Raw genomic sequence first — 20490 nt, forward strand, 5'->3', positions numbered from 1 at the left:
CGGGAGGCTAGCCCGGGGGTACGACGATTTCGACGCTCGCGCCCGGCAGCGGATCACCGAAGAGCCGGGCCGCGCTGCCGCCCCGGGACAGCAGCTCGTAGAACGTCCGATCGCCGCTCCCGTCGCCGCGCGGCCAGCCGGAGCTGCCGGGCGCGAACGACATCGTCCCGGCCGGCACCTCGAAGACCCCGTCGCTGACCGTCGCCGCCACGGCGACCTCGCCGATCCGTACCCCGACCGTCGTGCCGGCCGGCGCGGGCGCGTGGTCCCACGTCGTCTTGATGTTGCCGTACCCGTCGATGTAGCCGACCGCCTGCTTCGGGGGCGGCCCGACCGCCAGCTCGTCGCCGAGCAGCGATGCGTCGCCGCGGGCCAGGGCGGCGAGCGCGGCCGGGAAGACGTCCCGGGAACGGAACTGGGACCCGCGGTCGGCCACCTCCACCGCCCGGACCGGCACCCCCTCGGAGGCCAGGAACGACAGGCTGGCCCCGGACGCCACGCCGACGACCAGGACACCGGAGTCCAGCCGGGCGGCGGCGAGACGTTCCCCGGCGTTGTCGGCGCGGGGGTCGTCGAGGTCCTGGCGGGGCGCTACGTTGGCGTACACGATCCGGTCCGGAGGTCCCTCGCCGAAGGCGAGCTGGGCCACGCAGAACCCCGCGCCGACCGTGTCGAAGGCGGCCACCGGGACCGTGGTGACGTCCGCTTCCGGGAGCAGCAGGGCGAGCCGCTGGCGGACCTCGGCGAAGGCCAGATCGCCGGTGCCGTAATCGGCGACGACAGTGACGAGCATGCCCGCAGACTACGGTCCTTTCGTCCCCGGTTCAGCCGTTCTGCGCAGCAGCCGACGTCCGTGTGGCCGTTCGGCCGGTTCCACGGTGGCGCAGCCGGAGGCGATCAGCCGCCAGTCCCCCGCGGCGAGCGCGGCGTCGATACGGCGGCGTACCTCCTCGGTGCGGTCCGGCTCGGTGGCGAAGAGAACCCGCAGCTGAAGTGCCTCCCCGGCCTCCTCGGCGGCGGTGTGATGCGGGGCCAGCGGGCACGGCGGATCATGCTCCCACTGACCGCAGAGAGCGACGGTGATCGCCGCGCCCGGCGCGCCCGGATCACCGCCGGGCGCGAGGGCGACGGTCGCCTGATGCGCGTAGACCTGCCGCATCAGGGCAGCTTGAGAACGTCGGCGACGACCGCGCCGTCCGCTTCCAGCCGGATCGGGGCGGGGCTGTCGTAGACGACCAGGACCCGGTCCGAACCCATCAGGCTCAGCCCTTCGGCGTGATCGTCGCCCTCGCCGTAGGTGAGCTCCAGCTCCCGGCTGATCAGATCGCGCCGCACGATGGTCGGCACCTCCGCCCGGCTCGCGCCGTGCCAGCGGTAGATCCGCACCGGCCCGTCCAGGTCCATCGTCGGCCCGGCGAGCACCAGCAGGTCGTCCCCGTCCGGGCAGAGGTCCCGGACACCCAGCCCCTCAAGATCAAGGACGTGTTTGCGGTACGGCTGACCGTCGGGGAACCGGTGCAGCCGCAGTCGTCCCGGGTCGCTGTCGAGCACGTACGGCCGCAGCTCCAGAACGAACGCCCACCCGCGCAGAACCGGTCCCCGCAGGCCCAGGAAGACCCGGTCGCCACGCACCGCGATGCCCTCGATGTCGAGGCCGTTGTCCTTGCCCGGAATGGGCAGGAAGGGCGCCAGATGCTCGTCGTCGCGCAGCAGCCGCCGCAGGTCGTCGCGGATGCTCAGCGCCGCGGCCCGGTGCCGGATCCCGTCCGCCTCCAGCTCGTGCACCGGCGTGGGCACGCCGTCCACCTCGGCGATCGGCAGCCGGACCAGGATCTGCCGGTTGGCCTGCCCCTCGATCCGGGCCAGCCGGCGCAGCGCCTTCTGCCCCTCGTGCCGGTCCTTGATCTGCTTGCGGCGCAGGCTGTGCGAACCGATCGCCCAGAGGAAGTGGCCGGTCCGGGCCAGGCCCTCCACGTCCGCCTCCTCGTCGGCGTCGTGGCCGGGAAGGTGAACGAAATCGGCCAGCCGGAACCGTGTCTCCGACCCGAACTCGGTGGGCCGGTCCGCGGAGTCGGCGATCAGCCGCTCGATGGTGGCGGTCTCGTCGCCGGCGATCCACAGCGCCCGGCCGTCGAGCCGGATCGCGGACAGGTTGGTGTGGGTGGCGGCGGCCTGCGACTCGTCGGAGAAACGCAGCCGCACCGTGTAGTCGACCGTCATGGTCGCCATCGTCGCACCATCGTGCATCCGGCCAGGTCACTCATAGGTACTTCGCCTGATGGCCTTTCGGCCCTCCGCCCGCCCCGCCCCGGTCCTTGCCGACCGGGGCGGGGCGGCGCACGTCACTCCTTCGCGGTGTAGAGGCGGTGACCCGCCGGGACGTAGCCGATCCGCTCGTACACCCGCCACGAGTCGTCGCCGCCCGCCTCCAGCCAGGCGAGATCCACGCCCCGGTCGAAGGCCAGGCGGGTGATCCGGGCGGTCATCGCCGCCGCCAGGCCACGCCGCCGGAACGGCTCGCGCACACCGATCCCGGCGACCTCGCTCAGCGCGTCGCTCGGCGCCGCCGCCTGCCCGCCACCGGCGCATTCCCCGTCCGGAGCGAACGCGGCCATCGCGATGCCGCCGCGTTCCTGGCTGCGGCGGAGCCGGGCGACGTCGGCGTCGCTCGCCTGCCACATCCCGCCGAAGGCCTCGGCGGTGGCGGCGGACAATGCGGCACGCTGCGGGTCCGTCGTGGGTTCGATCAGCGACAGCCCGCCCGGTACGGGTGGGACCGTGAGCGTCTGCGGCGTGCAGACCAGGTACTGCTGCCGGGCCTCGACGGTGAACCCGGCGGCGAGCAGCAGATCCGCCAGCTCCGGAGCGGCGCTGACGACGTACTCCAGGCGGGGTTTGCGGCCGGCACCGAGGAACGCGCCGACCAGGGCGTCGACATCGGCCGCCGTGATCGGGACGCCCGGGATCGGGGAGGCGTAGTTGATGTGAGGGCTGTCGGTGTCCGGGTCGAAACCGGCCACGAACGGGCCGATCTCCTGGGCCTTCGGTCGGGTGCGGAGGTGGGACACGACGGAGCGCTGGATGCGCAGATCCATGATGAGGTGAGCCTTTTCGTGAGTGATGCGACGTCTGCGGGAAACGGGCATGCCGAACCGAGGGCATGCGGGTGAAGCAGGGGCCGCCGCAGGCGACAGGATGCTCAGCGGCGGCCGGAGGGCCAGGCCGTGATCATTGGCGTCACTCTTTCGAGACTCGGAAGTGGGCGATCCTCGTGGGTGGATCGCCCGGTGAGGCTTTCACGAACCGGGCGGGCCCCGCAAGACGGTTTCCCGGGCGGCTGTCACGGTCTGTCCGTCTGCGGCCGGGCCTCCAGCCGGATGCGGCGGGCCTCGAGCCAGGCCTCGATCTCGTCGGCCAGCCAGATCTTGCCCTGGGCCAGATCGGCGACGGGTTGCGGGAAGTCCGCGCGTTTGGCGAGCTGATACACGCGCTGCCGGCTGATCAGGCCGATGCGGGCGCGGACCTCGTGCGCGCCGAGCAGGCGTAGCGAAGGTGTTTCCATGCACACGACTATAGACGCAGGACTAGGTCGCACCGTTAATCGGCGCGCACCCGTGCGGGTGGTGGGAACCGGCCGGAGCTCGACGCCGGCGCGGGCCGGCCGCCTGCACGGCCCGCGCCGGCGCTCCGCACTCTGGTCCATCGCGGACAGGATGTCCATGCCCGTTTATCTCTTGGGGCGCCTGGCCCGGCGGGGCCGGAATTCTGTCGGGGGGTGTCGCTATGGTTCTGCCCGTCCGATGCAACGGCGAGGCCGATGCGCGAACTATCCGAGGTGCTCCCGTGACCGTTACCACCACCCACGTCCAGCGGCCGCCCGCCGAGGTGCGCTACGCCGGCGAGCTGGCCCGGCTCCGGGCCGCCGACGACGCGCCCACGCCGCCGGGCTGGGCGCTCAGCCTGCGGGCCGCCCGCGCGTTCATCGTCGGCGACGACAAGCTCGGGATCAGCCGCAAGTTCGTCGGCGACCCGTCGCTCATCGACCGGGCGCTGGTCAGCCTGGCCACCAGCCGCGGGCTGCTGCTCGTCGGCGAGCCCGGCACCGCGAAATCGCTGCTGTCGGAGCTGCTGGCGGCCGCGGTCAGCGGCGACTCGACACTGACCATCCAGGGTGGCGCGGCCACCACCGAGGACCAGATCAAGTACTCGTGGAATTACGCCCTCCTCGTCGCCGAGGGCCCGTCCGAGCGGTCGCTGGTCCCGGCCCCGCTGCTGCGCGGCATGGCCCACGGCAAGGTGGTCCGGTTCGAGGAGATCACCCGATGCCCCCTGGAGGTGCAGGACTGCCTGCTCTCCCCGCTCTCCGACCGGGTCCTCGCGGTTCCCGAGCTGCCCGGTGACGCCGGGATGGTGTTCGCCCGGGAGGGCTTCAACATCATCGCCACGGCCAACACCCGGGACCGGGGCGTCAACGACATGAGCTCGGCGCTGAAACGGCGGTTCAACTTCGAGACGGTCTTCCCGATCGCCGACTTCGACACCGAGCTCGCGCTGGTCGAGGCCGAGGCGGGCGCGCTGCTGCAGCGCTCCGGGGTGACCGCGCCGCCCCGCCGGGACGTCCTGGAGGTGCTGGTCACCGCGTTCCGCGAGCTGCGGACCGGGCGGACCACCAGGGGCGACGAGATGGACAAGCTGTCCGCGGTGATGAGCACCGCCGAGGCGGTCGCCGTCGCGCACGCCGTCGGGCTGCGCGGCTGGTTCCTGAACGGGACCGCCGGCACCACCACCGACCTGGTGTCGTGCCTCGCCGGGACAGCCGCCAAGGACAGCCCGGAGGACCTCGCGAAACTGCGCCGCTACCTGGAACAGCACACCTCCTGGCGGACCGGCCCGCAGTGGCGGGAGCTGCGGGACGCCCGCCGCGAACTGCCCGGCGGATGAACCTCACCGTCCTCGGGGTCCGGCACCACAGCCCCGCCTGCGCCCGCCTGACCGCCTCGACGATCGCCGCGCTCCGGCCGGCCTTCGTGCTGATCGAGGGCCCCGCCGACATGAACGAGCGGATCGGCGAGCTGCTGCTCGGGCACGAGCTGCCGGTGGCGGTCTTCACCAGCTACCTCGACGAGCACCGGCGGCACGGGTCGTGGTCGCCGTTCTGCGACTACTCACCGGAGTGGCAGGCGCTGCGGGCCGGCCGGGAGTGCGGGGCCGAACTCCGCTTCATCGACCTGCCGGCCTGGCACGAGGCGTTCGCCGACCGCGACAACCGGTACGCCGACGCCGAACTGCGCTACGCCGAGGCGGTCGGCCGGCTGTGCGCCGAGTTCGGCGTGGACAACAGCGACGCCCTCTGGGACCACGTCGTCGAGATGGGCCCGGACGAGGGGCTCGCCGAGCGGCTGACCGCCTACTTCGACCTGATCCGCGGCGACTCGCCGGCCGGGGCGTCGGACACGGCCCGCGAGGCGTACATGTCCGCCTGGATCCGGGCCGCGTGCGCCGAGGCGGGCGACCGTCCCGTCGTCGCCGTCGTCGGCGGATTCCACCGCCCGGCCCTGCTCCGCCTGGCAACCTCCTCCACCCCCACCACCTCCGTCTCCGCCTGGTCCACCTCGCCCCCCGCTGGTGTTGTGGAGTGGCCGGAGGTGCCGGCGCCGCCGGACGGGGCGACGGCAGGCAGTTACCTCGTGCCGTATTCGTTCCGGCGGCTGGACGCGTTCGCCGGCTACCAGTCGGGGATGCCGTCGCCGGACTACTACCAGCGGCTCTGGGAACGCGGCCCGGAGGAGGCGGCCCGCCACCTGGTGACCGCCGTCGCCGGGCGGCTGCGGCGGCGCGGGCAGCCGGTCTCCACCGCCGACCTGATCGCCGCGCGGGCCGGGGCGGAAGGGCTCGCCCTGCTGCGCGGGCACTCCCGTCCGGCGCGGGTCGACGTCCTCGACGGGCTCGCCTCCGCGCTGGTCAACGAGGCGCTGGACGTGCCGCTGCCATGGGCCGTCCGGGGGACCGTCACCGCCGGGCAGCATCCGGCGGTGCTGGAGATGACCGCGGCGCTCAGCGGCGACCGGGTCGGCCGGCTGCACCCGGACACCCCACTGCCGCCACTGGTGCACTCGGCCACCGCCGAGCTGGAACGGCACCGTCTCGACGGCCCCGGCGAGCGCACCACCGACCTGACCCGGCCGGACGGCCTCGCCGTCAGCCGGGTCCTGCACCGGCTGCGCGTGCTCGGGGTGCCCGGCTTCCGGCGCGACGCCGGCCCCGCCACCGGCATCGACCCGGTGCTGCGCGAGAAATGGACGATCCAGCGGCACGAGCACCGGCTGGCCGCGCTGATCGAGGCCGGCGGCTACGGGCCGACGCTGGAGGTGGCCTCCGCGACCCTCATCGCCCAGCACATCGACGAGGCGTCCGGGCGGCTCGGCGCGCTCGCCGACGCGCTGTTCGACGCGGCGCTGTGCGGGGTCACCGACCTCGGCGCCGACGTCCCGGGGATGCTCGAACACGGCGTGGCCGCCGGCAGCGACCTCACCGAGCTGGGCCGGGTCCTCGCGGTCACGCTGGCACTGTGGCGGCACGACCGGCTGCTCGGGACCGCCGGCAGCGGGGCGCTCGGCGTGGTGGTGGCCGCCGCGGCCCGCCGGATCCTCTGGCTCGCCGAGGGATGGCACGCGGCCGGCGCGCCGGCGGACCGGGCCCGGATCGCGGCCGTCGTCGCGGTGCGGGACGCGGCGCTGCACGCGGCGGCGGTGGGCGTGGACCGTACCACCACGGTGGAGGTCGCCGGGCGGATCGCGGCCGACCGTGCCGCGCCGCCGGACCTGCGCGGCGCCTTCTACGGTCTGGGCCGCACCCTGCTCGGCGACGACGACCCGGCCGGGCTCTTCCCGGCGCCGGAACAGGTGGTGCGGGGCGCCTTCGCGGCCGGGACGGCGGGGGACTGGCTGGCCGGGCTCTTCGGGGTGGCCCGGGAGCCGGCGCTGGTGCCCGGCGGGATCCTGAACCTGCTCGACGACCTGGTCACCGGGCTCGGGGCGGACGACTTCCTGGTCGCGCTGCCGGCCCTGCGGCAGGCCTTCGAGTACTTCCCGCCCCGGGAGCGGGAGACCATCGGCGAGCAGTTGCTGGCCCGGCGCGGGCTGGCCGGTTCCGGGCGGGACCTGCTGCGGGCCGGCGCGATCCCGCCCGCGGCGGTGGCGGCCGGCATGGCCCTGGACGAGGCGGTCGAGGCACGGCTGACCGCGGCGGGACTGATCAGCCGGCCCGACGGTGTGAGGGAGGACGCGTGACGGACACCGGCCTGGAACGATGGCGGCTCATCCTGGGCGAACCCGCGAGCGGGTGCCTCGGCGGGCTCGCCGGTGACGCGGCGGCGCAGGGCGCGGCGCTGGACTGGCTCTACGGCAGGGACGAGGAGCTGAGCCGCCGCGACATCCGCCGGCAGGGTGGCAGCGGCCCGTCCCAGCTCACCACGGTGGACTGGCTCGACGACATCACCCGGCTGTTCCCGAAGGAGACGGTGGAGCGGCTGCAGCGGGACGCCGTCGAGCGCTACCAGATCGACGACATCGTCACCGACCCCGGCGTGCTGGAGCGCATCGAGCCGAACCCGTCGCTGCTGCGTGCCGTGCTGCGCACCAAACACCTGATGAACCCCGAGGTGCTGCGGCTGGCCCGGCGCATCGTCGAGGAGGTCGTCCGGGACCTCGTCCGGAGACTCTCCACCGAGGTGCGGCAGAGCTTCTCCGGCGCCCGGTCCCGGCGGGCCAGCCGGTTCAAGCAGGCCCGCGACTTCGACGCCCGGCGGACCCTGCGGGCCAACCTGGGCAACTACCGGCCGGACGAGCGGCGGGTGTACGTGGAGACGCCGTACTTCGCCTCCCGGACCCGGCGGCAGCTCAACCAGTGGCAGGTGATCCTGCTGGTGGACCAGTCCGGGTCGATGCTCTCGTCGGTGATCCACTCGGCGGTCACGGCCGCGTGCCTGTGGGGGCTGCCGGGGGTGCGGACCCATCTGATCGCCTTCGACACCGAGGTCGTGGACCTGACGGCCGAGGTCAGCGACCCGGTCGAGCTGCTGATGAAGACCCAGCTCGGCGGGGGCACCGATATCGGCCGGGCCGTCCGGTACGCCTCCCAGATCGTCGAGCAGCCCCGCCGGACGATCGTCGCGGTGATCAGTGACTTCTTCGAGGGCGGATCGGAGGCGGGACTCGTGCGGGCCGTCCGGGAACTCGTCGAACAGGGCAGCGTCGTGCTCGGGCTGGCGGCGCTCGACGAGCAGGCCGATCCGGCGTACGACCGGGAGTGCGCGCAGAAACTCGCCGACGTGGGCGCCTGGGTGGGCGCGATGACCCCCGGTGAGCTGGCCTCCTTCGTGGCGGAGCGGGTGGGGCGATGAGCGGGACGACATTGCCGGTACGAGCCGACCTCCTCGCGCTCGACGAAGGGGCGCTGGCCGCGCTCGCCAACCGGGGCCTGGTGAAACGGGCCGCCCGGGAGGTCGATCGGGAGCCACCCGGCCTGAGCGCGGGGGAGGGCGTCACGGTCGTGGCCGCGTTCGCCGACGGCGCGCGCACCGAACTGCCGGAGGGCGGTCTCGAACGCGGGCGCTGCACGTGCGGCGCGGCCGGAGTGTGCCGGCACCTGCTGGGGCTGATCCTCGCGTACCAGGCGGTCACGGCGACCGCCGCCCCCGAGCCCGATCCCACCACGGACACCGGCGCCGAGCCGGTCCCGGCCTGGTCCCCGGGCGCCTTCACCGACGCCGACCTGGCCGCCCGGATCGGGAACCGGCTGGTCGAGGCGGCCCGCCGGACGATGCGCGGCGGCTACACCGCCCGGATCAGGCGCGGAGCGGTTCCGGTGGCCGAGCTGCCGGCGGCGACCGTCCGGTTCCTGGTGCCCGGCGACCTCGGCTACGTGCACACCGACGCCCGGGCGGGGGTCCGCGACGACGTGATCGCGCTGGCCGTCTGGGCCTTCCGGGCCGCCGACGAGCAGCAGCCGGACGCCGCCGAAGTCGTCGTCGACGTGGGCGGCTCCCCGGCGGGCGGAGCGGTCACCGGGCCCGGGCTCGCCTCGCTCGTGGAATTCGTCACCGAGGTCCTGCGGGCCGGTGCCGTCCACGCCGGGGAGGGCCTGGCCGCCGGTGCCGCCGGGCAGCTCGCCGCCCTGGAACGTGCCGGGCTGCGCTGGCCGCTCGACGCCGCCACCGAACTCGCCGCCCAGCTCACCGCCTACCGGGAACGCAGCGCCCGATACCGTCCCGAGCTGCTCGCCGACCTGATCGCCGAACTGTTCGCCCGGCACCGCGCGGTCACCGCCGACGGCGGCACGGCACTGCGGGCCCGCGTCCTCGGATCGGAGGAGGCGGCCGAGACCCCGTTGCGCCGGATCCGCCTGGACGGGCTCGGCGCCCGGGTCACCGCGTTCGGCGACCAGCGGCGGGTCGAGATCTTCCACGGCCAGCCCGCCAGCGGGGTGGTCCTGGTCTCGCAGCGGCAGTGGGACACCACCGGCGACGACGGCCCGGCCCTGGCCCGGAGACGGTTCGCCGGCAGCACCATCGGCGCGGTGGCCGGGGGCACGCTGGTCACCGAGTCGGCGTACCGTAGCGCCAGCCGGGCGGTCCGGCTGACCGAGAGCCGGGTCGCGAAATCCACCGTCACCGTCTCCACCGGCGCCTGGGACACGCTGCCGGCCGGGCTGCTCGTGCACGACTATGCGCGGCTCGCCGCCGAACTCGACGCGATGCCGCCCCGGCCGGTCCGCGCCCGGGTACGCGCCGAACTGGTCCGCGTCCTCGCGATCGCCGAGGTGGGGGAGAGCCACTACGCGCCCGGCGCGCAGGCGCTCAGCTACGAGATCCGGGACAGCGCGGGCGTCACGGCCACCGTGACGGCGACCCACGCCTCGGTGGCGCCGGCCCGCCTGAACGCCGTCGCCGCCGCACTGGACGGCAGCCGCGGCACGCCACGGTTCGTGGCCGGCGTCGTCCATCGCAGCGGAGGCCGGGTCGTCATCGACCCGTACGCCATCGCCGCCGACGGCCCACCCGTCGTTCCCGACCTGGCCGCTCCGGACGATTTCCCCTCACCCGGCGACATCCCGTTCCCGAATCCGGATGCCGCCGCGGGAGACGAACGGCTGGATCCGGATCCCGACGGCGATCCGCTCGCGGCGGTGGTCGCCACAGCCAGGGATGTCCTCGCCGGGGCGGCGCACAGCGGCCTCGCACATCTGCCACCCGGATACCGGGATCGTCTGGAGACCGCACGTGCCGATCTGAGCCGGGCCGGCATGCATCGGGTGGCGTCGGCGTTCGGCGTGTTCGCCACCCGTCTCAGTCCCGACCCGGGCATCGAGACGGCGGACGCCTGGGCCGACGCTTACCTGAGGGTCGGCCTGGCCGCCGACCTGCTGTAAGCCCACCCCACCGCGATCCTAAGCGGCCGCCCGGCGGCCGCTACCGGCGCTTCCGCCGCTGCCACCACCGCCGCTGCCATCGCTGCCGGACAGGGTTGCCTTGCCCGATCTTGGGGCGGGAGGATCGGCGCGCACTGCTCAAGATTGCGGCTGGGAGCGCCGGTTTCGTCAGCTGTGGCGGAGGGCGTCGTCGAGGCTGGTCTCGTAAGGGCCCAGGAAGATCGGGTCGCGGGCGGTGAGGACGTCGGCGGCTGCTTTGACGGCGGCGCCGTACTCGCGGATCTCGCCGCGGAGCCACAAATCCTTGAACATGCGGGCCGAGTCGTCGCCCACGCCGGTGGCGTCGATGCCCTGCTCACGGCAGAGGGTGACGGCGCGGGGCAGGTGGAAGTTCTGGGTGACGACGATAGCCTGGCGTACGCCGAAGATCTTGTTGGCGCGGACGCACGAGTCGTACGTGTCGAAGCCGGCGTGGTCCTGGATCACCCGGTCGGCGGGGACGCCCCGGGCGATCAGCCAGCTGCGCATCGCGCCCGGTTCGTCGTAGGTCCACCGGCCGTGGTCGCCGGAGACCAGAATCGCCCTCACCTTGCCGGCTTCCAGCAGCCCACGGGCGATCTCCAGGCGGGCGGCGAGGAACGCCGAGGGCTGGCCGTCGGTGTCGACCTGGGCGCCGAGGACGAGCGCGACCGGGGCCGCGGGCACCGAGGACGCGTCATAGATGTGGCCGTCGGCCGAGGAGCGTACCCACTGGGAGCAGCCGATGGCGACGGCTACCGCGGCGACCGCGCCCAGGGCGCCCACCGCGAGCAGGCGGCGCAGCCGCCGCGCGGTGAAAAGCGACCGCAGACCGGCCGGGTGCTGCTCAGGGCGGGGACGCGGCGAGAGCCAACGGGGGAGAACGGGACGCTTCGGCACCGGTCCGAGGATGGCAAACGAGGTCAACGCGGGAAAGGGATCACCGGTCGGATGACGCTGACCCATCGGCTGACAGCATGGCGACATGATCGATGCTGAGCGGGATCCGCTGGTCCGGTGGGCGCTGTACGCGCGGGAGGCACGGGCCTGGCGGCGTCCGGGCGCGGTGGTGGTGGCCTGCCCCGATCTGTCGCACTGGGATCGGCTGGTGATGAACGGCGAGCCGGACGCGGTGGCGGACCTGCTGCGGGAGGTGCTGGCGGAGACCGGGGAGACGTTCCGGCCGTTCGGTACCGAGGAAATGGTCGGCGAGGTGGTCGCACGGGTGCCGGAACTCGAGGTCAGTGCCACTTTCGCCTGGATGGACACGACCGTGCCGGTGGTACGCACCCGCGAACCGGCGACACCGGCGGGTGCGGCCCGCTGGCTCGGCACGGAGGACTGGCCGGAGGTGACGGAGTTCCTCGGGCGGGTGTTTCCGGAGTCGTACGCCTGGCCCGGCAAGCCCGGTGTGCGCCGCTGGGCGGGCATCCGGGGTACGGACGGTGAGCTGCTCACGGTGGCCGCGGAGGCGTGGTCGACCCCGGAGATCGGCTTTCTGTCCGGGGTCGCCACCGTTCCCGCGGCCCGTGGGCGAGGGCTCGGCGCGGCGATCTGCGCGTTCACCGCGAACGAGCTGTTCGCCGGCCGCGAGCGGGTCGCTCTGCTGGTCGACTACTGGAACACCGCCGCGCTGGCCACGTACACCCGGCTGGGCTTCTCGACCCGCCGGGTGGCCGCCGCCCGCCGCCGCTGAGGAAGCGGGGACTCAGTCGGCTCGGCGGGCGGTGTAGACCAGGTATTCCCAGTTCATGGCCCCGCCGCCGAGGTCGTGCCGGGCGGCGAGGGCATTAAGTTCGGCGTCCAGCGCCGCGGTCCGCTCCGGGTCGCCGGCGATGTTGCGGTACACCGCGATCGTCGGGCCGTAGTGAGCCTTGAAATAGTCCCGGAACTCCGCCGGGCTGCCGAACCGGTCCACCCGCAGGTTCCGGCGTTCCGTCCGGACCTCGGTCACGGCGGCGCCGAGCAGCGACGCCAGGTGTGCCGGGTCGCCCCAGCGGGGCGGTGGCTGGGCTCCTTGCGGGGCGGGGGCGGCGTACGGCTTCATCGTCGCGAACATCTCCCCGATGAACCCTTCCGGCGTCCAGTTGATCAGCCCGATGGTCCCGCCGGGCCGGCAGACCCGCACCAGCTCGGCCGCCGCGGCCTCGTGGAACGGCGCGAACATGACGCCGATGCAGGAGATCACCGTGTCGAAGGAGGCGGTGTCGAACGGCAGGTTCTCGGCGTCCGCCTCCAGCCAGGTGATCTTGTCGGTGGCCGCGTTCTCGCCGACGGCGAGCAGTTCCGGGGTGAGATCACTGGCGGTGACGGTGGCGCCGGTCCGGGCTGCCGGGATCGCCGCGTTGCCGGTGCCGGCCCCGACGTCCAGAACGTTCTGTCCCGGGCCGATGCCGGCCGCCTCGACCAGCACCGGCCCGAGCGGCGCGACAAGCTCCGCGGCGACTGCCGGATAGTCGCCGGACGCCCACATGGCACGGTGTTTCGCTTTAACAGGTGTTGTCATGTCACCGACGGTAGGGATCCCCGATGGCCCGGCCTAGTACACGATGTGTACCGGTGAAGGGAGCCGCATGGGAGCGTCCTACGGTCAGTTCTGCCCGGTGGCGAAGGCGATGGAGCTGCTGGACGAACGCTGGACCCTGCTGGTGATCCGGGAGCTGATCGCGGGCAGCCGCCGTTTCAACGACCTGCGCCGGGGCCTGCCGCGGATGTCGCCGACGCTGCTGTCCCGGCGGCTGCAGCAGCTGACCGCGGCGGGCCTGGTCGAGCGGCACGAGTCCGGCGCCGAGGTGGACTACGAGCTGACCGCGGCCGGCAAGGAGCTGCAGCCGATCGTGTTCGCGCTCGGCGAGTGGGGCGCCCGCTGGATCCCCGAGCTGGGTGACCAGGACCTGGACCCGAAACTGCTGCTGTGGGACATGCACCGGTCGGTGGATCACGCGGTGGTTCCGCGACGGCGTACCGTGCTGCGGTTCCTCTTCCCGGCGGCGCCGCCGCGGGTCCGGAGCTGGTGGCTGGTGATCACGCCGAACGAGGCGGACGTCTGTGACGTCGACCCCGGCCACGACGTGGACGTGCTGGTCACCGCGGACCTGCGGTGCCTGACCGACGTGTGGCGCGGCGAGCGCACCTGGGCGTCCGGCCTGCGCTCCGGGGAGCTGGCGTTCCAGGGGCCGGAGGAATTGCGCCGCGCCTTGCCCGCGTGGTTCAAGCAGTTCGCGTTCGCAAGACCAGCGTGTTGATTTGGGGCGCGATAGCCGCCCCAAATCAACACGCGGGAAGGTGACTAGGAGATCCGGAACTTGGCGGGGAGCAGCGACGTCAGCCGCGAGTTCGGGCCGACCAGCAGCTCGAAGTCGCCCGGCTCGACGACCCGCCGCCCGCTCGCGTCGACCAGCGAGCAGTCCCGGGCCGGCACCTCGAGCGTCACCGTCACGCTCTCCCCGGCGGGCACGGTCACCTGCCGGTACGCCTTCAGCTCCCGTGCCGCCCAGGTCACGCTGGTGACCAGGTCGCTGATGTAGACCTGCACCGTCTCCAGCGCCGGCCGGGTCCCGGTGTTGCTGAGCCGCACGGTGGCCCGGACCACCCCGTCGGCCGGCACCTCCGGCTCCTCGACGCTGAGCCCGTCGTAGACGACCGTCGTGTAGCTGAGGCCCTCCCCGAAGGCGAACAGCGGATCCTGGGTGAGGTCGGCGTACCGCGCGCCGTGCTGGCCCCGCAGCTGGTTGTAGTAGACCGGCTGCTGCCCCACGTGCCGGGCGGCCGAGATCGGCATCCGCCCGGTCGGCTCGATCACCCCGAACAGCAGCTCCGCGAGGGCCTGCCCGCCCCGCATGCCGGGGTTGAACGCCTGCACGACGGCGGCCGCCCCGAGCGCCGACTCGGGCAGCGCGTGCGGTTTCCCGTCGAGCAGCACGACGATCATCGGGGTGCCGGTGGCGGCGACCGTGTCGAGCAGCGCGATCTGCCCGCCCTGCAGCTCCAGGGTGGCGGTGGAACGGCCCTCGCCGGTGAGGTTGACGGTGTCGCCGACGACCACGATCGCGTAGTCGGCGGCCGCCGCGAGGTCGCGGGCCGCGTCGAGCCGATCGGGGGAGGCGGGGACGCCGATCGAGACGGCCGGGCGGGGCTGCCCGTCCGGGAAGGTCGCGCCCTCCGGGTCGGGCACCCGGTGCTCGATCTCGACGGCCGGGTCGAAGTCCAGGGCCCACCCGTCGGGCAGCAGGTCACGCAGCCCGTCGAGCACTGTCGAGGTCAGCTCCCGGGGGTGGCCGTCGGGCATCCAGTCGACCTGGCCGGAGTTGCCGGCCCAGTCGCCGAGCTGCGCGGACACGTCGTCGGCGTTGGGACCGAACACGGCGATCCGGCGGGGCCCGGCCGACGGCGACAGCGGCAGCACGCCCTCGTTGCGGAGCAGGACCAGAGAGCGGCGGGCCACCTCCAGGTTGAGCGAGGTGTGCGCGGAGCAGCCGATCACCTCGCGCTGGCGGGCGGCGTCGGGGGTGCGCGGGTTCTCGAAGAGGCCCAGCTCGAACTTCAGGCGCAGGATCCGGCGTACGGCTGCATCGATCTCCTCGACCCGCAGCGACCCGCGGCGGACCGCTTCCTGAGCGCCTTCGAAGAAGCCCGGCGTCGTCATGATCACGTCGTTGCCGGCCTGGACCGCGACCGTCGCCGCCTCCGCGTGGTCGGCGCAGACCTTCTGCTCCCAGACCATCCGGCCGACGTTGTCCCAGTCCGTGACGAGGGTGCCGGTGAAGCCCCACTCGTCCTTGAGCACGTCGTTGAGCAGCCACTTGTTGGCGGTGATCGGAATGCCGTCCATCGACTGGTAGCCGAGCATGAACACCCGGCAGCCCTCGGCGGCGGCCCGCTCGAACGGCGGCAGGAACCAGGACCGCAACTTGCGGCGGCTGATGTCGGCCTCGCTGGCGTCCCGGCCGCCCTGCGTCTCGGAGTAGCCGGCGAAATGCTTGGCGGTGGCCAGGATCGCGGTCGGGTCGGTGAGGCCCTCGCCCTGGTAGCCGCGGATCATCGCGGCGCCGAGCTCGCCGATCAGGAACGGGTCCTCGCCGAACGTCTCGTCGACCCGGCCCCAGCGCAGGTCACGGGTGATGCAGAGGACCGGTGAGAAGGTCCAGTGCACGCCGGTGGCGGCGGCCTCGACGGCGGTGGCCCGGCCGACCCGCTCGACCAGCGCGGGATCCCAGGTGGCGGCCATCGCGAGCTGGGTGGGGAAGACCGTGGCGCCGGGCCAGAAGCCGTGGCCGTGGATGCAGTCCTCGGCGGTGATCAGCGGGATCCGCAGCCGGGTACGGGCCACCAGCTCGGCGGCCTCGACCAGCTTGGCCGGCGAGGTGTGCAGGATGGAACCGGCGAGTTTCTCGAGGACGAGCTCCGTGAGGTCTTGCCGGGCGTCGAGCTGGAGCATCTGGCCGACCTTCTCGGGCAGCGTCATCCGGCCCAGCAGATCCTCCACGCGCTCACTCACGCCGAGAGTGGAGTCCTGATATGGCAGTGGCATGCGTCTCTCCCGAACGGTCTGCCGAACACGAACGCTGGAAGTCTTCCAGCCCGGAACCGGTTCCGGCACCCCGTTGCGGTTCCGGAACTTTCACCATTTCGACCCCGATCGACGGGAGACGAATTCACCATGATGCCGGTAAGGTCCTCACAGGACGATACCCAGAGAAGTCTGTAGATCACAGTTGGTGATCAAAGGGGGAGCATGGGTTCGGCTGACCGGGTCCTGCGAAGGACCGCCGACGCGATCGAGCACATAACCGGCATCTGCTTCAAGACCGGCCCACCCCGGCGGGTGGGCGCCGAACTGGAATGGACCACGCACCGCGCCGCCGACCCCACCGCGTACCTGGGGATCGGCGACCTGGCCGAGGCGCTCGGCGAGCACGCGCCCGCCTCCCTCGGCAACCCGGAGCCCGTTCCGCTGCCCGGCGGTGGCGTCGTCACCGTCGAACCGGGTGGCCAGATCGAGATCTCCTCCGCCCCGGCCGATTCGCTGGCCGAGCTGCACGCCGCGGTCACGGCCGACCACGAGACCCTCACCGGGCTGCTCGCCGCCGGCGGCATCGTGCTCGGCGACCGCGGTCTCGACCGGTGGCGGGAGCCGCGCCGGATCCTCGCCAGCCCGCGGTACGCGGCCATGGAACGAGCCTTCGACCAGGCCGGGCGCACCATGATGGGCTCCACCGCCGGCCTGCAGATCTGCCTCGACGCCGGCGAGTCACGTCAGATCCCGGCCCGCTGGGACGCTCTGCACGAGATCGGCCCGGCGCTGCTGGCGCTGTTCGCCAACTCCCCGCGCGACGGCTGGGCCTCGGCCCGGATGGCCACCTGGTACGGCATCGACTCCCGCCGCAGCGGCCCGGCCCCGGCCACCGGTGATCCCGCCACGGACTGGGCGGAGTACGCGATGCGCGCCCCGCTGCTGTGCGTCCAGCGGTCCGGCGGCCGCTGGGACGTCCCGCCCGGGGTGACCATGGCCGACTGGATCGAGGCCGGTGGCATCGAGGCCACCCACGCCGGGACCGGGCGGGTCGCCGGCCGCCTGATCGGCTCGCGCCGGGAGCGGCCGCCGGTGCTCACCGAACCGGTCACCCGGCCGCCCACGGTCGCCGACCTGGACTATCACCTCGGGACGCTATTCCCGCCGGTCCGGCCGCGCGGCTACCTGGAGGTCCGGTACCTCGACACCCAGCCGGGCGGGGAGTGGATCGCCCCGGCCGCGGTGCTGGTGGCGCTGCTCTCCAGCGACGAACTCACCGACCGGGCCCGGGCTCTGGCCGCGCCGGTGGACGGCCGCTGGCAGGCCGCCGCCCGGCTCGGCCTGGCCGACCGCCCGGTGCGCCGGGCCGCGGCCGGGCTGGCCGACCTGGCCTGCCGGAACCTGAACGCCACCGGACTGCCGGAACGGGTCCGCGACCAGGTCGCCGACATCGTCTCCCAGCGCCTGCGCCACGCGATCTCCGGACGAGGATTGGGGATACCAGCATGACCGAGGATCTACGGCTGACGATCGCCGCCGAACTGGAGAAGACGCGGGCGCGGACGGCGCTGCTCACCGAGGCCGTCGACGACGACGATCTGACCCGGCAGCACTCGCCGCTGATGTCGCCGCTGGTCTGGGACCTGGCGCACGTCGGCAACCAGGAGGAGTTGTGGCTGGTCCGGGACGTGGGCGGCCGCGACCCGGTGCGGCAGGACATCGACGAGCTGTACGACGCGTTCAAGCACGCCCGGCGGGACCGGCCGGCGTTGCCGCTGCTCGATCCCCTCGAGGCGCGGGCGTATGTGGCGCGGGTGCGGGACAAGGCCCTCGACGTGCTGGACCGGGTCCGATTCGACGAGGGCGCGCGGCTGCTGGACGGCGGGTTCGCGTTCGGCATGATCGTCCAGCACGAGCAGCAGCACGACGAGACGATGCTGGCCACGCATCAGCTCCGGGCTGGCTCGCCGGTGTTGTCAGCGCCGCCTCCGCCCGCAGCGAAGGCCAAGACAAACCAAGAAGTCCTGATGAAACAGGGCGAATTCACCATGGGTACGGACACCGAGCCCTGGGCCCTCGACAATGAGCGCCCCGCCCACACCGTCCACGTAAACGCCTTCTGGATCGACGCGGCACCGACCACCAACGGTGAATACGCGGCCTTCATCGACGCCGGCGGCTACGACGACCCCCGCTGGTGGAGCGAGCGCGGCTGGGCGTACCGCAAGAAGGCCGGTCTGGAAGCCCCCCTGCACTGGATCAGGGACCGGGACGGCTGGCTGCGCCGCCGGTTCGGGCACATCGAGCCGCTGCCACCGGACGAGCCGGTCGTGCACGTGTGCTACTTCGAGGCCGAGGCCTATGCCGCGTGGGCCGGAAAACGCCTGCCCACCGAGGCCGAATGGGAGAAGGCCGCCCGGTTCGACCCGGCGACCGGACGATCCCGCCGCTATCCGTGGGGCGACGATCCCCCCGGCCCCGCCCACGCCAACCTCGGCCAGCGGCACCTGTCCCCGGCCCCGGTCGGCGCCTATCCCGCGGGCGCCTCACCGCAGGGAGTGCACCAGCTGATCGGTGACGTGTGGGAGTGGGTGTCGTCCGGCTTCGAGGCGTACCCCGGGTTCCGTGCCTTCCCGTACCGGGAGTATTCGGAAGTGTTCCTCGGCGGCGACTACAAGGTTCTGCGGGGTGGCTCGTTCGGCACCGACACGGCCTCCTGCCGGGGCACTTTCCGCAACTGGGACCACCCGATCCGGCGGCAGATCTTCAGTGGCTTCCGCTGTGCCCGGGACCACGTCTGATGTGCCGCCACCTGGGGTACCTCGGTCCACCCGTACCCCTCAAGGATCTTCTGCTGGATCCGCCGCACGCCCTCGCCGTCCAGGCGTGGGCGCCGCGGGACATGCGCGGCGGCGGCACCATCAACGCCGACGGCTTCGGCCTCGGCTGGTGGCCGCCCGGCGCCGCGGAACCGGTGCGGTACCGCAGCGCGATGCCGATCTGGTCGGACGCCGCCCTGCCCGCGCTGGCCGCCGCCACCTCGTCCGGCGCGGTGCTCGCCGCGGTCCGCTCGGCCACCGTGGGCATGCCGGTGACCGAGACCGCGGCGGCGCCGTTCACCGACGGCGCCTGGCTGTTCAGCCACAACGGGGTGGTCCGCGGCTGGCCGTCGTCGGTCGCCGCGCTCGCCCGCGACCTGCCGGTCGAGGACCTGCTCACCCTCGACGCGCCGACCGACGCGGCGCTGCTGTGGGCGCTGGTCCGGCACCGGCTCCGGGCCGGCGAACCCCCGGCCAAAGCGGTCGCCGCGGTCGTCACCGAGGTGGCCGCCGCCGCGCCCGGCTCCCGGCTGAACCTGCTGCTCACCGACGGGACCCGGCTCATCGCCTCCACCCTCGGGCACGCCCTGTCGCTGCGGTCCGGCCGCGGCGCGACACTGCTCAGCTCCGAACCCCTCGATCCCGGACCGGCCTGGCGTTCCGTGCCCGACGGCTGCCTGGTCGTCGCCACCGCCACCGAGGCGGAGATCGTCCCGCTCTCCTGAAAGGCGCCCGACCATGCTGGAGAAACACCTCGACGACGACGATCTGGCCCGGGGGCTGCGGGCGGACGTACGGGCCGGGCTCACCGCGGATCCGCGGTGGCTGCCGCCGAAATGGTTCTACGACGCCCGCGGCAGCGAGCTGTTCGAGGAGATCACCCGGCTGCCGGAGTACTACCCGACCCGTACCGAACGCGCCCTGCTCGAACGGCACGCCCCGGAGATCGCCCGGATCACCGAGGCGAAGACCCTGATCGAGCTGGGCTCCGGCTCGTCGGAGAAGACCCGGCTCCTGCTCGACGCGATGGCCGCCGCGGGCACGCTCGGCGCGTTCGTCCCGCTCGACGTCTCCGAGTCCGCGCTGGCCGCCGCCGTGACGTCACTGACCGGCGCGTACCCCGGCCTCAGCGTGCACGGGGTGGTCGGCGACATGACCCGCCACCTGCACCATCTGCCGGACGGTGACAGCCGGGTGGTGGCGTTCCTCGGCGGCACCCTCGGCAACCTGGCCCCGGCCGAACGCGCCGCCTTCCTCGGCGCCCTGCGCGCCGTCCTGCACGAGGGCGAGTGGCTGCTGCTCGGCGCCGCCCTGGTCACCGACCCGGGCGTGCTCGTGCCCGCCTACGACGACGCGGCCGGGGTGACCGCCGCGTTCAACCGCAACGTCCTGCACGTGATCAACCGGGAGCTGGGCGCCGACTTCGACCCCGCCGCGTTCCAGCACGTCGCCCTCTGGAACCCGGACGACGAATGGATCGAGATGCGCCTGCGGTCGACGCGCGACCAGCACGTCCGCATTCCCGACCCGGGCCTGGAGCTGGACTTCCCGCGCGGGTCCGACCTGCGTACCGAGATCTCCGCCAAGTTCCGCCGCCCCACCCTCACCGCGGAGCTCGCCGCCGCCGGGTTCGCCGCCCGGCACTGGTGGACCGATCCCGGCGACCTCTTCGCCGTCACCCTGGCCGAGGCCGTCTGACCCGGCCCACGATGG

The 20490-nt window shown here is 73.3% G+C and carries 18 protein-coding genes; 10 read left to right on the forward strand and 8 right to left on the reverse strand.

The window, feature by feature from the left end; all coding sequences use genetic code 11:
• Positions 1 to 7 precede the first annotated feature (7 nt).
• From ACZ3II_RS25300 to ACZ3II_RS25320, 5 genes are all read right to left on the reverse strand, one after another.
• Entirely contained in the window at positions 8 to 793 is a 786-nt protein-coding gene (locus tag ACZ3II_RS25300) for a hypothetical protein (RefSeq protein WP_465520187.1), read from the reverse strand.
• 9 nt (positions 794 to 802) lie between these two features.
• The gene (locus ACZ3II_RS25305; protein ID WP_465520188.1) at positions 803 to 1159 is read right to left on the reverse strand and encodes a hypothetical protein; all 357 of its coding nucleotides are present in this window, start codon (positions 1157 to 1159) and stop codon (positions 803 to 805) included.
• Positions 1159 to 2229: a DUF3616 domain-containing protein gene (locus tag ACZ3II_RS25310; RefSeq protein WP_465520189.1), complete on the reverse strand. Its 1071-nt coding sequence runs from the start codon at positions 2227 to 2229 to the stop codon at positions 1159 to 1161. Before ACZ3II_RS25310 ends, ACZ3II_RS25305 begins: the two co-directional genes overlap by 1 nt.
• 113 nt (positions 2230 to 2342) lie before the next feature.
• Complete coding sequence (locus tag ACZ3II_RS25315; protein ID WP_465520190.1) at positions 2343 to 3095, reverse strand: GNAT family N-acetyltransferase; 753 nt, start codon at positions 3093 to 3095, stop codon at positions 2343 to 2345.
• A gap of 245 nt (positions 3096 to 3340) precedes the next feature.
• A complete protein-coding gene (locus tag ACZ3II_RS25320) occupies positions 3341 to 3562 on the reverse strand; it encodes a helix-turn-helix transcriptional regulator (RefSeq protein WP_465520191.1) in 222 nt (73 codons plus the stop codon).
• Between the two features lie 281 nt (positions 3563 to 3843).
• On the opposite strand from ACZ3II_RS25320, the gene ACZ3II_RS25325 reads away from it, so the two are divergent.
• The 4 genes from ACZ3II_RS25325 to ACZ3II_RS25340 are packed head-to-tail and all read left to right on the forward strand — an operon-like array spanning position 3844 to position 10428.
• Positions 3844 to 4941, forward strand: coding sequence for an ATP-binding protein (locus ACZ3II_RS25325; RefSeq protein ID WP_465520192.1), 1098 nt, complete (start codon positions 3844 to 3846; stop codon positions 4939 to 4941).
• Positions 4938 to 7289 (forward strand): DUF5682 family protein, encoded by a 2352-nt coding sequence (locus tag ACZ3II_RS25330; protein ID WP_465520193.1) that lies wholly within the window; start codon positions 4938 to 4940, stop codon positions 7287 to 7289. Before ACZ3II_RS25325 ends, ACZ3II_RS25330 begins: the two co-directional genes overlap by 4 nt.
• Entirely contained in the window at positions 7286 to 8401 is a 1116-nt protein-coding gene (locus ACZ3II_RS25335) for a VWA domain-containing protein (RefSeq protein ID WP_465520194.1), read from the forward strand. Before ACZ3II_RS25330 ends, ACZ3II_RS25335 begins: the two co-directional genes overlap by 4 nt.
• On the forward strand, positions 8398 to 10428 hold the full coding sequence (locus ACZ3II_RS25340; protein ID WP_465520195.1) for a hypothetical protein: 2031 nt from the start codon (positions 8398 to 8400) through the stop codon (positions 10426 to 10428). Before ACZ3II_RS25335 ends, ACZ3II_RS25340 begins: the two co-directional genes overlap by 4 nt.
• Positions 10429 to 10596: 168 nt before the next feature.
• Here the strand turns inward: ACZ3II_RS25340 and ACZ3II_RS25345 are convergent, their stop codons facing one another.
• Positions 10597 to 11346: a SanA/YdcF family protein gene (locus tag ACZ3II_RS25345; protein ID WP_465520196.1), complete on the reverse strand. Its 750-nt coding sequence runs from the start codon at positions 11344 to 11346 to the stop codon at positions 10597 to 10599.
• Between the two features lie 85 nt (positions 11347 to 11431).
• Here ACZ3II_RS25345 and ACZ3II_RS25350 point away from each other — a divergent pair, with 85 nt between their 5' ends.
• A complete protein-coding gene (locus tag ACZ3II_RS25350; RefSeq protein ID WP_465520197.1) occupies positions 11432 to 12142 on the forward strand; it encodes a GNAT family N-acetyltransferase in 711 nt (236 codons plus the stop codon).
• 12 nt (positions 12143 to 12154) lie between these two features.
• Here the strand turns inward: ACZ3II_RS25350 and ACZ3II_RS25355 are convergent, their stop codons facing one another.
• On the reverse strand, positions 12155 to 12952 hold the full coding sequence (locus ACZ3II_RS25355) for a class I SAM-dependent methyltransferase (RefSeq protein ID WP_465520198.1): 798 nt from the start codon (positions 12950 to 12952) through the stop codon (positions 12155 to 12157).
• Between the two features lie 67 nt (positions 12953 to 13019).
• Here ACZ3II_RS25355 and ACZ3II_RS25360 point away from each other — a divergent pair, with 67 nt between their 5' ends.
• Positions 13020 to 13691, forward strand: coding sequence for a winged helix-turn-helix transcriptional regulator (locus ACZ3II_RS25360; RefSeq protein ID WP_465520199.1), 672 nt, complete (start codon positions 13020 to 13022; stop codon positions 13689 to 13691).
• A gap of 44 nt (positions 13692 to 13735) precedes the next feature.
• On the opposite strand, the gene ACZ3II_RS25365 is transcribed toward ACZ3II_RS25360, so the two are convergent.
• Entirely contained in the window at positions 13736 to 15976 is a 2241-nt protein-coding gene (locus ACZ3II_RS25365; RefSeq protein ID WP_465520200.1) for an exo-beta-d-1,3/1,6-glucosidase, read from the reverse strand.
• A gap of 204 nt (positions 15977 to 16180) precedes the next feature.
• On the opposite strand from ACZ3II_RS25365, the gene ACZ3II_RS25370 reads away from it, so the two are divergent.
• The 4 genes from ACZ3II_RS25370 to egtD are packed head-to-tail and all read left to right on the forward strand — an operon-like array spanning position 16181 to position 20475.
• The gene (locus ACZ3II_RS25370) at positions 16181 to 17467 is read left to right on the forward strand and encodes a glutamate-cysteine ligase family protein (protein ID WP_465520201.1); all 1287 of its coding nucleotides are present in this window, start codon (positions 16181 to 16183) and stop codon (positions 17465 to 17467) included.
• Positions 17464 to 18759 (forward strand): ergothioneine biosynthesis protein EgtB, encoded by a 1296-nt coding sequence (gene egtB, locus ACZ3II_RS25375; protein ID WP_465520202.1) that lies wholly within the window; start codon positions 17464 to 17466, stop codon positions 18757 to 18759. Before ACZ3II_RS25370 ends, egtB begins: the two co-directional genes overlap by 4 nt.
• Positions 18759 to 19502, forward strand: a complete 744-nt coding sequence (gene egtC / locus ACZ3II_RS25380; protein ID WP_465520203.1) for an ergothioneine biosynthesis protein EgtC — start codon at positions 18759 to 18761, stop codon at positions 19500 to 19502. Before egtB ends, egtC begins: the two co-directional genes overlap by 1 nt.
• A 13-nt stretch (positions 19503 to 19515) precedes the next feature.
• Positions 19516 to 20475: an L-histidine N(alpha)-methyltransferase gene (gene egtD / locus ACZ3II_RS25385; RefSeq protein ID WP_465520204.1), complete on the forward strand. Its 960-nt coding sequence runs from the start codon at positions 19516 to 19518 to the stop codon at positions 20473 to 20475.
• Positions 20476 to 20490 lie beyond the last annotated feature (15 nt).

The organism is Actinoplanes sp. NPDC019969 (assembly GCF_055562375.1).